Origin of the sequence: Streptomyces catenulae, assembly GCF_000718015.1 — a bacterium.
Taxonomy (GTDB): Bacteria; Actinomycetota; Actinomycetes; order Streptomycetales; family Streptomycetaceae; genus Streptomyces; species Streptomyces catenulae.
Genome location: NZ_JODY01000002.1, coordinates 289,775 through 301,495, shown reverse-complemented (window position 1 = coordinate 301,495; position 11,721 = coordinate 289,775). Strand labels below are relative to the sequence as shown.

The window sequence follows — 11,721 nt, the reverse complement described above, 5'->3', positions numbered from 1 at the left end:
TCAGCGCCTGTACGCCGGAGCCTCACGGCGCCACCGGCGGTTCCGCCTCGTGCGCGCGGTGCAGCAGCGCGACGAAGTCCGGTGCCTCGGGCAGGAGTTCACCGCCGATGCGGTGGACGGCGACGGCGGGGGCCCGGGAGTTGAGGACCACCGCCCCGCGGGCCCATCCGGCGAGGCCGTCGGCCCGCACCTCGGCGTCGCGCTGCGGTACCCCGAGCTTCGTCAACTGCCGTTTGACGATGCCCTGCATGACGCCGTCCAGGACCTCCGCGACCGGCCACACCACCGCCGAACCGTCCCAGAACGCGAGGTTCCAGATCGTGCCCTCGCTCAGTCGCCCCTCCCGGTCGACGAAGGCGGCGTCGTCGCACCCCGCCGCCACCGCCTGCCGGAGGAAGAACCGCTTCGCGGGCTCCCCGACGTGCTTCACGGCCGGTTGGAACCGCTCGTGCGCCACCGCCGTCAGCGCCAGCGGACCCGTCGGCGCCACCCCGGCGGACGCCGTACGGATCAGCACCTCGGGCGTGCCCGCACCGGCCGAGAACGGATCGCCCGGCGCATGGACCAGCACCCGCAGCGACACATCGGCGGGGCTCACCGCCAGCGCCGCCCGCAGTTGGGCGCGGATCTCGTCGTCCGGGGTGGCCGCCCCGAACAGTTCCCGGGAGGCGTTGCGCAGCCGGGTCAGATGGAGGTCGAGTCCGCGGATCAGACCGCCGCGTACCTGCATGGCGGTGAAATGGGAGGGGCTGCCGAACGCGACCGCCGCCAGCTCCTCGGCGGTCGCGTCCCGGCCGTTGCAGTGCACCACATGAGTCGTCATGTGCGGCCAACGCCCCACCCGGTGCCGGGGTTCCCGTACGGAGGCCGGAAACGCGCCGCGCGCCCCTCCCGGAGGAGAGGCGCGCGGCGTACGGAGGCGGACCGCTCAGCGGCGCCGGACCAGCGGGAACGGCAGCGTCTCGCGGATCGACAGACCGGTGAGGAACATGACCAGCCGGTCCACACCGATGCCCAGACCACCGGTGGGCGGCATCGCGTACTCCAGCGCCTGGAGGAAGTCCTCGTCCAGCTCCATCGCCTCCACGTCACCGCCCGCCGCCAGCAGCGACTGGGCGGTCAGCCGCCGCCGCTGCTCGACCGGGTCGGTCAGCTCGGAGTAGGCGGTGCCCAGCTCCGTGCCGAACGCGACGAGGTCCCAGCGCTCGGCCAGCCGCGGGTCCTTGCGGTGCTGCCGGGTCAGCGGCGAGACGTCCGTCGGGAAGTCCTTGTAGAACGTCGGCAGCGTCGTGCGCTCCTCCACCAGCCGCTCGTACATCTCCAGCACGATGTCGCCGCGGCCCATCTCCGGCTTGACCGGCACCGATGCGGCGTCGCAGAGCCGCCGCAGCACCGGTGCGTCGGTGTCCGCGTCGACCTCCTCGCCCAGCGCCTCGGAGATCGCGCCGTAGACGGTCTTGACCGGCCACATCCCGGAGATGTCGTGCTCGACCAGCCGCCCGTTCGCATCCGCCTTACGGGCGGTCGCGGTGCCGAACGCGGCGACCGCGGCACCCTGGATCAGCTCCCGGGTCAGATCGAGCATCACGTCGTAGTCGGCGAACGCCTGGTACGCCTCCAACATCGTGAACTCGGGGTTGTGCTTGTACGAGATGCCCTCGTTGCGGAAGGTCCGCCCCATCTCGAAGACCTTCTCCATACCGCCCACGCACAGCCGCTTGAGATACAGCTCGGGCGCGATACGGAGGTACAGGTCGAGGTTGTAGGCGTTGATGTGGGTGTGGAACGGGCGGGCGTTGGCGCCGCCGTGGATCTGCTGGAGCATCGGCGTCTCGACCTCCAGGTAACCCCGGTCGATCAGCCCCTGCCGCAGCGCCTGCACCGCCGTGCTGCGGGCCCGTACGGTGTCCCGGGCGTCCGGCGAGACCACCAGGTCGACGTAGCGGTGGCGGACCTTCGCCTCCGGGTCGGTCAGACCGCGGCGCTTGTCCGGCAGCGGTCGCAGGCACTTCGCCGTCAGCCGCCACTCGGTGACGAAGACGGTCAGCTCACCGCGGTCGCTCGCGCCGACCTCACCCTCCGCCTCGATGTGGTCGCCCAGGTCGATGTCGGAGCCGAAGCGCTCCAGCAGCTCCTTGCCCGCGGTGTCGCGGGTCAGCGCGATCTGGAGGTCACCGGACCAGTCGCGCAGCACCGCGAAGAGCACGCCGCCGTGGTCGCGGGTGAGCAGCACCCGACCGGCGATCCGTACGGTCTCCCCGGTGTGCGTCCCGGCGGTCAGCTCCGGGTGCGCGGCGCGGACCTCGCCGAGCGTGTGCGTCCGCCGCACCCCGACCGGGTACGGGTCGGTGCCCTCGGCGCGCAGCCGCTCCAGCTTCAAATGGCGGGTGCGCACCTGCTCCGGCAGCGCGGCCAGCTCCCGCTCCCGCTGCTCCTCGGCGGACGGCACCTCGCTGACCAGGCCCAGCTCCTCCAGCGAGGGCAGTCCGGCGGTGCTCGCCGGGGCCTGCAGCTTCTTCTTGTGGCCCTTGCCCCACAGCTTGCCGAGGCTCGGTACGGCGACGAAGCCCTCGGCGATGCCGGAGGCGAGGCCGATCCGGGCCAGCGCGCCGGTGTCGGCGTAGCACAGGAAGCGCGGGTACCACTCGGGGGCGTACTTCGCGTTGGAGCGGTAGAGCGCCTCCAGCTGCCACCACTTGGAGAAAAAGAGCAGCAACCGGCGCCAGAACTTCAGCACCGGGCCCGCGCCGATCCGCGCGCCCTCCTCGAAGGCGGAGCGGAACACCGCGAAGTTCAGCGAGATGCGGTGCACCCCGAACTGCCCGGCCTGGGCGCAGAGCTGCGCGACCATGAACTCCATGACGCCGTTGGGCGCGCTGCGGTCGCGCCGCATCACGTCCAGCGAGATGCCGTCGTCGCCCCAGGGGACGAAGGACAGCAGCGCGATCATCCGGCCGTCGCCGTCGAACGCCTCGGCCAGCAGGCAGTCGCCGTCCTCGGGGTCGCCGAGGCGGTCCAGCGCCATGGAGAAACCGCGCTCGGTCTCGGTGTCGCGCCAGGCGTCGGCGCGGTCGACGACCTCACGCATCTCGGCGTCGGTGAGCGCCGAATGACGCCTTATCCGGCAGGTGGCGCCGGTGCGCTGGACGCGGTTGACGGCCTGCCGGGTGACCCGCATGTCGCGGCCGTCCAGCTCGAAGTCCTTGACGTGCAGGATCGCCTCGTCGCCGAGTTGCAGCGCGCCCAGACCGCAGCGGGCGAACGCCTTCGCGCCCTCCTCGCTGGCGCCCATCACGGCCGGCTGCCAGCCGTAGCGCCCGGCGACCTCCAGCCACGCCTCGATGGCCTGGGTCCACGCCTCGCGGTCGCCGACCGGGTCACCGCTGGCCAGGCAGACGCCCGCCTCGACGCGGTAGGTGACGGCCGCCTTGCCGCTGGGGGAGAAGACGACGGCCTTGTCGCGGCGGGTGGCGAAGTAGCCGAGCGAGTCGTCGCCGCCGTAGCGGGCCAGCAGCGCCCGGATACGGGGCTCCTCGTCGCCGTGGAGCGCGGCCTCCAGGCGCTGCGAGCGGAAGAGCGTGGCGGCGGCGTTGAGCAGTGCGAGGGCGCCGAAGACGCCGAGCAGGAAGACGATCCAGTGCGGCGGGTGGCCCTCGACGAGGCGACCGCCGACCAGCCCGCCGCAGACGCGGTTGGCCGCCCACAGCAGCCGGTTCCCGGCGCCGTGCTCCAGCGAGCCGGGGAAGAGCGTCACCAGGCCCCAGCCGAGCAGCACCGCGGCGACCAGCCCGGCCACCAGCACGCCCGCGGCGCGGACGAAGGCGCCGCGCCGGGTGATGGCGTAGAACTCGCGGTGCGAGACGACGAGCAGCACGAGGATGGCGGTGCACACCGCCAGCGAGACGGCGAACTCCCAGTACCCGGCGGCGAGGAACAGCGCGTCGGCGAGGGCGACCAGCAGCATGTAGGCGACGACGAACCACAGCGCCACCCGTTTACGGGCGGCCATCGCCGCGCCGAGCAGGAACAGGAAGACGGCGTACGCGAAGTTCGGCGCCACGGGGATGGTGAGGGTGTCCAGCCAGTACACCACCGGGTGGAGCCCGCGCCGCAGCGGTCCGAAGAGCGCCGTGACGGCGCAGAAGAGGCCCAGCACACCGAAGGCGATGGCGAAGCTGTTGGGGACGCGGCGCCGGAAGCGCAGCCACCCCGTGAGTTGATCCTGGTCCTGCACGGTGCTCATTCCGTCACATTAAGCATGGAAAGGGGATATTCGGCCGATACGGGAGCGCACGGTCGCCGCGCACGGCAGGCCGCCTGCCCCACGGGTCGTCGTGGGGAGCGCGGGGTGCGCGGTCGGATCATGGCGGTGCTTCCGTCGGCCGGGGGTGTGCGCCGACGCGGATGGCGCCGGGCGTATCCGTCGCTAAGACGGCTGGGGTGGAGGCCCCGTTGCCCGCGGAGAAAGTGATCCGCGACACACGAATGCCGGGAACTCCGGCGCCGCGAGCGGTGTGACCCGCAGTGATCACCCGGATGGGGCACCGTATCGCGGGCGGGATTTTGCCGGAAATGCGCCAAACTTGCCACTCCTAGCCGTCCGATCGGGCGGCCGTCGCGGAGGTGCACCCATGGCTCTGACGATCTCGGTCGTCCTGTTGCTGCTCATTCTGGCAGCGATCTTCCTGCGCAGTGGCAAGCTCAAGCTCTCGCACGCGATCGTCTGCGCGCTGCTCGGCTTCTACCTGGCGAGCAGCAGCATCGCCCCGGACCTGCGGCACAGCCTCTCCGGCGCCGCCGACGTGATCAGCAGCGTCCGCCCGTGACCGGGCTCCGGCGGGGCGGGCCGCACGCTCCGCCGGGGGCGGCCGTCAGCCGCCCGTGAACACCCCGAGCGCGTTCGGCACCGGACGCTCCGCACCGCCCGACGGATGGTTGCGCACCACGACCGGTCCACCGTGCGGTGCCCGGGTCACCAGCGTCGAGGAGCCGCCGCCGTCCAGATCCACCCCGTCGCGCGCCCCGACCCCGCGCAGGACGGTGGCCAGCTCGGCGAGGGTGAGACCCGGCTCGCCCGGGGAGCCGTCCAGGGCCAGCAGATAGAGCGTGTGGCCGCCGTCCCCGATCCCGGCGCCGGTCCGTACCGCCGGGGTGCCGGTATCGGTGCCCGGTACGGTCCGCCCGTCCCGCAGCACCGCGAACCCGCCGACCGCGCACCGCAGCGGCGCCCCGCTCCGGCCGGTCAGACGGTGGCCGATGCGCACCGGGTCGCCCGGCCGCAGCGCCGCCAGCCGCCGCGCGCCCTCCTCGCGGCCCAGCAGCACCTCGGCGCCGGGCGGCACCCCGGCACCGGGCCGGTCGGCGACCGCGGTGACCCGGCCGTGCGCCACGGTCACCTCCCGTACGCGGGTGGTGCACGGCGCCGCCCGGTCCGTGTCGGTGCCGCAGACGGCGCGCGCCCGCGCGGCCGGACCCCAGCGGGAGGTGTACGCGCCGATGCCGTCCACCGGGAGCGCGTACTGGTTGAGCCCGGTGAGCGGCAGCGTGCCGTGGCCGGTCACCGCGGCGCCGCGCAGGGTGAGCCGGTCCAGCCGCGCCCGCCGGTCGTCGCCGATGCCGAGGACATCCTCGGGGCGCGCGCCGGGCGGCGGCGCGGGGCCGAAGCGCTGACCGGCGGGGACCGCGGCCTTCAGCCCGTGCCCGGCGGCGACGGCGGGGCCGGACGGGGCGCCGGTCGCCGGGACGCCGGGGTGCTGGGTTTCGAGGAGATGGAAGAAGTCACCGTTGACCGCGGCGGTCGCGCCGCGCGCCGCGGCGAGCGCGGAGACCGGCGCCCGCGCGCCGACCGCCCCGGGGTACAGCAGGTCCACCGAGACGCGCGGCGCCCGGAGGTCCACCGTCAGCAGATGGCCGTGGGCGGCGCCGCGCGCCACGGTCACCCGGAACGTCGTGTAGGTGACGCCGGGCGCCTGCCGGACGCCGGGCGCGGTGGTCAGGGCGGTGGCGGCGCTCGCCGGAGGGCTGCCGGTCGCGACCGGCAGACTCCAGACGGCCAGCGCCGCCAGTGCCGTGTGTACCGCGCCCCATCGACGTCGCACGGTGCCTCCCGAGGTCGCACCGATCCTCGCGGTGTCCGGCGTCGTCGCCGTGGCGCGGGGATGTCGGCGCGGCGGACATCTCGGGAACGCCGCCCGGGTGGCGGAGCGTCAGGCGCGGCCCTTGACCAGGTCCATGTAGCGCGACCAGTCCCAGTACTGGCCCGGGTCGGTGTGGTCGGTGCCGGGGACCTCGACGTGACCGATGATGTGCTCGCGGTCCTTGGGGATGTGGTAGCGGTCGCAGATGGCCGCGGTCAGGGCGGCGGACTTCTGGTAGAGGGCGTCGGTGAACCACTTCGGGTCGTCGATCCAGCCCTCGTGCTCGATGCCGATGCTGCGGGTGTTGTAGTCCCAGTTGCCCGCGTGCCAGGCGACGTTCTTCTCGCTGACGCACTGGGCGAGATAGCCGTCGGAGGAGCGGACGACGTAGTGGGCGGCCGCCTTGTGGTTCGGGTCCTTGAAGAGCTTGAGGGTGTCGGCGAACGTCTCCTGTGTCACGTGGATGACGACCATCTCGACCGGGTACTCCGTCGGCCGGTTGGCCTCCGTGAAGTTGGCGGGGTCGGCGGCGGCCCAGTGCACGGGCGGATAGGCGGCCGCCCGGGGGCGGGCGGTGCGGGGACGGGCGGCGGCGCTGCCCGCCGGGACCAGCGCGGCGGCCGCGGCGAGCGCGGCGGCGCCGGTGAGCAGGCGGCGGCGGGGCAGGGAGGTGCGGTCGGACTCCATGCGTACTCCTGACGAGGCCGAGGGGGGACGCGTACATGACACGTGTGGCCGGTGTGTTCATGATGCGCAGCCGCCCCCCGGCTGCCAAGGGTCTTCGGGTGCTGCCAATGGGCGAACCAAAGACGGAACTCGCAGGTCCTACAGGCGAGTTGGGGGTGACACGCCGTCACCCGGACGCCGTAGTGATCCCCGGGGCGGCCGGGCGCGTCGCGCGGCCCGCCCCGGGAGCGGCGGCGAGGCGTCCGGACCGCCCCGGGGAGCGGCCCGGACGCGGCCCTCACCGCCGCAGCAGCGCCTCCCCGTCGGCCAGGGTGGCCGTCAGCCGCTCCCAGGCGGCGGTGTCCCGCTCCCGCGGCGGGTACGCGGTGCCGCGGGCGGTGCCCCAACGCTCCGCCACCGCCGCCGGGTCCTCGCCCAGCAGCAGCCCCGCGGCCTGCGCTGCAGCGCCCAGGGCGACCAGCTCACGGGCGTCCGGCACCTCCACCGGGCGCCCCGACAGCCGCCGCACCGTCTCCCGCCACGCCCGGCCCCGCGCGCCGCCGCCGATCAGCAGCAGCGGCGCATCGGCCGCCGACTCGGCGTCGAGCACCTGGTCCACCGCCTTGAGCAGCGCGAACACCGCGCCGTCGTAGGCCGCCTGCAGCACCTGACCGGGTGTCGTGTCGTGCCGCAACCCGTGCAGCAGCCCCGACGCCCCCGGCAGATTCGGGGTCCGCTCCCCGTCGAGGAACGGCAGCAGCACCGCCTCGCCGCCCGCCTCGACCGCCTCCCGGTCCCGGCCCAGCAGCGCGGCGATACGGTCGACGGCCAGCGTGCAGTTGAGCGTGCAGGCCAGCGGCAGCCAGTCGCCGCGCGCGTCCGCGAAACCGGCGACCGTCCCGGACGGGTCGGCCGGGCGCCGCCGCGAGACCGCGTAGACCGTGCCGGACGTCCCCAGGCTCAGCACCGGCCGACCGGGCCGCAGCCCGAGCCCCAGCGCCGCCGCCATGTTGTCGCCGGTACCCGCCGCCACCAACGCCCCGCGCGGCAGCGGCAGCTCATCGGTCCGTACGGTGCCCACCACCTCCCCGGGGCGGGCGACGCGCGGCAGCGCGGCCGGGTCCAGCCCGACGTGGTCGAGGATCCCGGTGTCGTACGCCTCGGTGGCCGAGGACCACCAACCGGTGCCGGACGCATCGCCCCGGTCGGTGACCGCCGCACCCGTCAGCCGCTCGGTGAGATGGTCGTGCGGCAACCGGACCGCGGTGGTGGCGGCGGCCGCGGCCGGTTCGTGCTCGCGCAGCCAGGCCCACTTGGCGACCGTGAACGCCGCGCCCGGCACGCTGCCGACCCGCTCGGCCCACGCGGCGGCCCCGCCCAACTCCGCCACCAGCCGCTCCGCCTGCGGCGCGGACCGTACGTCGTTCCACAACAGCGCGGGCCGCACCGGCGCACCCGCCGCATCCAGCGTCACCAGCCCGTGCTGCTGCCCGGCCACGGACACCGCGCCCGCCTGCCGCGCCGCCTCCCCGCACTGCCCCAGCGCCGCACCGAGCGCTGCCCACCACCGCCCCGGATCGCTCTCCTTGCCCGCCCCGCCGCCGACGGCGTGCGGGGCCCGGCCCCGGGCGACGACCGTGCCGGACGCCGCGTCCACCACCAGCACCTTGGTGGACTGCGTCGAACTGTCCACACCGACGACGAGCGGTCCCGCTGCCTGTGCGCCCATCGCGCTCTCTCCCTCCGCCCGGCCGCGGACCGGGCCGTTCGGCCACCGCATGCCCGGGGGCACTCCCCGCGCGTGCCGCATGCTAGTGGGGCGCGGACGCCCCGGATCCACGGCCCGGGGCGCCCGGAGGCTCAGCCGAACAGCTCGCGGACGAACCGGAGCTGCTCCGCCCGCTGATGCCCGCCGCCGCCCTCGTGCCCGTTGAACCGCCACACCCGCTGCTCCTTGGGGCCCGCGTAGTGGTGGTACGCGGCGAAGCCGGTGGACGGCGGGGTGATCGGGTCGTGCAGCGAGGTGTCGAAGAGCGCGGGCGCCTGGGCGCGGACCGCGAAGTTCAGCCCGTCGACGTGGTCGAGGGTGGCCAGCGCCCGGTCGATGTGCAGCCGCTCACCCGCGAAGTACCGGACCAACTCCCCGTAGGGCTCCTCCTTGGTGATCTCCAGCGCCCGCCGGACGTCCGTCAGGAACGGGACGTCGATCAGCGCCCCGGCGACCTCCGGCACCAGACCCGCCACCGCCAGCGCGCACGCCCCGCCCTGACTGCGCCCGGACACCACGATCCGCGCCGGATCCACCACCGGATGGACACCCGCCGCCTCCACCGCCCGGACCGCGTCCGTGAACAGCCGCCGGTAGTAGTACGTCTCCGGGTCCAGCAGACCCTGCGTCATCTTCCCCGGCACCCCGGGGTGGGCCGCGCCGACCGGATCGGGGGTGTCGCCCGGCCGGTTGGGGCCGCTCTGCCCGCGCGCGTCCATCACCAGCGTCGGCAGCCCGGCGCACGGCCACAGCAGCCAGTCGTGGGGGTGCGCCCGCCCGCCGCCGTAGCCGAGGTACTGCACCACGCACGGCAGCGGCCCGGCGGCGCCGCGCGGGGCGAGGAACCAGCCGCGGATGGGGTGCCCGCCGAACCCGGCGAACTCCACGTCGTAGGTGTCCAGCAGGGCCAGCCCGGCGTCGGTGGCGGTGAACCGCGCGTCGAGGTCGTGGGTGCGGGTCTCCGTCAGGGTCCGCTGCCAGAAGGCGTCGAAGCCGGGCGGTTCGGGGACCGAGGGGCGGTAGCGGCGCAGTTCGTCCAGGGGCAGGTCGATGAACACGTCAAACCTCCGGGCCGTAGGGTGGAGCGGGTGGCTGCGGACCAACCCGTGCCCAGCTGCCGGACATTTCAGACGTCGTTCGCCCCAGCTCTGTCACCGAGTTTCCCAAGACCCCGCAAAGAAGCGATTATCTCTGCCATGAGCTTTCCTCCGCCTCCGCCGCCCCCGCCGAACCAGCCCCCGAACGACGGTCAGGGCGGCTTCGGCCCGCCGCCCGGCGGCTACGGTGCCGGGGGCCCGGTGCAGGGCGGTTACGGGCAGGGCGGTTTCCCGCCGCCGGGAGGACAGCCGGCCGGTCCGCCGCCCGGTGGCTTCGGTCCGGCCGGTCCCGGCTACGGCCCGGCGGGCCCGGGCGGACCCGGCGCTCCCGGGGGCTGGCCGCCGCCCCCGCCGCCGTCCGGCGGCGGCAACGGGAAGATCATCGCGGCGATCATCGGCGGCGGTGTGCTGGTGCTCGCCGTCGTCTTCGGCATCATCGCGCTGAGCGGTGACGGCGACGACGACAAGAAGAACCGTGCCACGCCGTCCCGCAGCACCGACGCCTCGCCGAGCGCCACACCGGACGACCCCGCCACCGCCACGGACTTCCCGTCCGACCCCGCGAGCGCCTCGCCGTCGGAGAGCACCATCCCGTTCTTCAAGCTGCAGGTCGGCGACTGCTACGACCTCCCGGCGGACGGCAGCGGCAACAACGAGGCGGCGTCCTGCAACGACGCCCACGACGCCGAGGTGGTGAGCATCCACCAGCTGCGCTCCGGCTTCACCTCCAGCTCCGACATCAAGGACGAGGCGGCGAAGATCTGCAAGAGCGACCTGGAGAGCAAGGCCGCCCGCCAGCCCTCCGGCACCGCCGAGGGGACCTATGTGCAGTTCCCCAACCTCAAGGGCTACAACCTCGGCATCAAGAGCGTCAGCTGCAGCCTGATGGGCAACCGCTCCGGCACGAAGAAGCTGCACGCCCCGCTCTCCTGAGCGTGACGGGTGCGCCGCCCGGCCCGGGCCCGACGGCGCACCCGGAGGCTGCCGCTCCGGGACCGCGCGGCCCCGCGGGGACACGCCCGTACGGGCCGACGGGCGCCGCGGCCACACCCGGCGGCCCGCGGGCACCGCGCCCCTCACCCCCGCAGCTGCGCCGCCAACGCGCGGATCTGCTCCGGGCCCACCCGGCAGCAGCCGCCGATCAGCCGCGCCCCGGCCGCCGCCCAGCCGGTCACCTGCTCCACCCGGAACTCCGGCGCACCGCACCAGGTGCGGGCCCCGGCGTCCCAGCTCTCCCCGCTGTTGGGGTAGACCACCACCGGCTTACCGGTCACCCGGGCCGCCACCTCGACGGCGTGGTCCGTGTCCGCGGGCGCACAGCAGTTGACGCCCACGGCGACGATCTCGTCCACATCCGCCGCCACCGCGAACGCCTCCTCCAGCGGCTGCCCCGCCCGGGTGCACGCCCCCGCCACGCTGTACGAGAGCCACGCCGGGGTGTCCAGCCCGCGCACCGCCCGCACCAGGGCCCGCGCCTCGTCGGCGTCCGGCACCGTCTCCAGCGCCAGCACATCCGGACCGGCCGCCGCCAGGACCTCCAGCCGGGGCCGGTGGAAACGCGTCAGCTCGGCCACGGTCAGGCCGTAGCGCCCCCGGTACTCCGAACCGTCCGCCAGCATCGCGCCGTACGGCCCGGCCGACGCGGCCACGTACAGCGGCCCGGCGACACCGTCCGCCCGCGCCCGCCCGGCCGCCTCCCGGGCCAGCGCCACCGAGCGGCCGAGCAGCGCCCCGGCCTCGGCGGCGCCGATCCCACGCCGGGCGAACCCCGCGAACGTCGCCTGATAGCTGGCGGTGATGGCGACCTGCGCCCCCGCCGCGAAGTACACACGGTGCGCCTCGGTCACCGCCTCGGGATCCTCGGCGAGCAGCCGCGCCGACCAGAGCGCGTCGCCGAGATCGTGCCCCGCGGCCTCCAACTGGTGGGACAGCCCGCCGTCGAGAACCACCGGCCCCGCGGCGAGCGCCTCGGCAAACGGCACAGACGTACGGACCATCGGAATCCTCTCCAGAAGAACACGGCACAGGAGGACCGGGCGTCACCCGGCCCGTC

9 protein-coding genes are annotated in these 11,721 nt (G+C 74.6%); 2 read left to right on the top strand and 7 right to left on the bottom strand.

Translation table 11 applies throughout. From position 1 onward, the window contains the following. Nucleotides 1-22: 22 nt before the first annotated feature. Nucleotides 23-823: an aminotransferase class IV gene (locus IF23_RS0103490; RefSeq protein ID WP_030279608.1), complete on the bottom strand. Its 801-nt coding sequence runs from the start codon at nt 821-823 to the stop codon at nt 23-25. 105 nt (nt 824-928) lie between these two features. Further along, on the bottom strand, nt 929-4,243 hold the full coding sequence (lysX, locus tag IF23_RS0103485) for a bifunctional lysylphosphatidylglycerol synthetase/lysine--tRNA ligase LysX (RefSeq protein ID WP_030279606.1): 3,315 nt from the start codon (nt 4,241-4,243) through the stop codon (nt 929-931). A gap of 388 nt (nt 4,244-4,631) precedes the next feature. On the opposite strand from lysX, the gene IF23_RS0103480 reads away from it, so the two are divergent. Then, a complete protein-coding gene (locus IF23_RS0103480) occupies nt 4,632-4,826 on the top strand; it encodes a hypothetical protein (protein WP_030279604.1) in 195 nt (64 codons plus the stop codon). Between the two features lie 45 nt (nt 4,827-4,871). Here the strand turns inward: IF23_RS0103480 and IF23_RS0103475 are convergent, their stop codons facing one another. From IF23_RS0103475 to IF23_RS0103460, 4 genes are all read right to left on the bottom strand, one after another. Beyond that, the gene (locus IF23_RS0103475) at nt 4,872-6,098 is read right to left on the bottom strand and encodes a phosphodiester glycosidase family protein (RefSeq protein WP_030279601.1); all 1,227 of its coding nucleotides are present in this window, start codon (nt 6,096-6,098) and stop codon (nt 4,872-4,874) included. 108 nt (nt 6,099-6,206) lie between these two features. Continuing rightward, entirely contained in the window at nt 6,207-6,824 is a 618-nt protein-coding gene (locus IF23_RS0103470) for an N-acetylmuramoyl-L-alanine amidase (RefSeq protein ID WP_030279599.1), read from the bottom strand. A gap of 277 nt (nt 6,825-7,101) precedes the next feature. Beyond that, nucleotides 7,102-8,532: a xylulokinase gene (xylB, locus tag IF23_RS0103465; RefSeq protein WP_030279597.1), complete on the bottom strand. Its 1,431-nt coding sequence runs from the start codon at nt 8,530-8,532 to the stop codon at nt 7,102-7,104. Between the two features lie 131 nt (nt 8,533-8,663). Further along, on the bottom strand, nt 8,664-9,629 hold the full coding sequence (locus IF23_RS0103460) for an acetylxylan esterase (RefSeq protein WP_030279595.1): 966 nt from the start codon (nt 9,627-9,629) through the stop codon (nt 8,664-8,666). A gap of 138 nt (nt 9,630-9,767) precedes the next feature. Between IF23_RS0103460 and IF23_RS33895 the strand changes: the two genes are divergently transcribed. Further along, nucleotides 9,768-10,601 carry a hypothetical protein gene (locus IF23_RS33895; protein ID WP_030279593.1) on the top strand — a complete coding sequence of 278 codons (834 nt, stop codon included), beginning with the start codon at nt 9,768-9,770 and terminating at the stop codon, nt 10,599-10,601. 143 nt (nt 10,602-10,744) lie between these two features. On the opposite strand, the gene mmuM is transcribed toward IF23_RS33895, so the two are convergent. Continuing rightward, nucleotides 10,745-11,665: a homocysteine S-methyltransferase gene (mmuM, locus tag IF23_RS0103450; RefSeq protein ID WP_030279592.1), complete on the bottom strand. Its 921-nt coding sequence runs from the start codon at nt 11,663-11,665 to the stop codon at nt 10,745-10,747. Between the last annotated feature and the right edge of the window lie 56 nt (nt 11,666-11,721).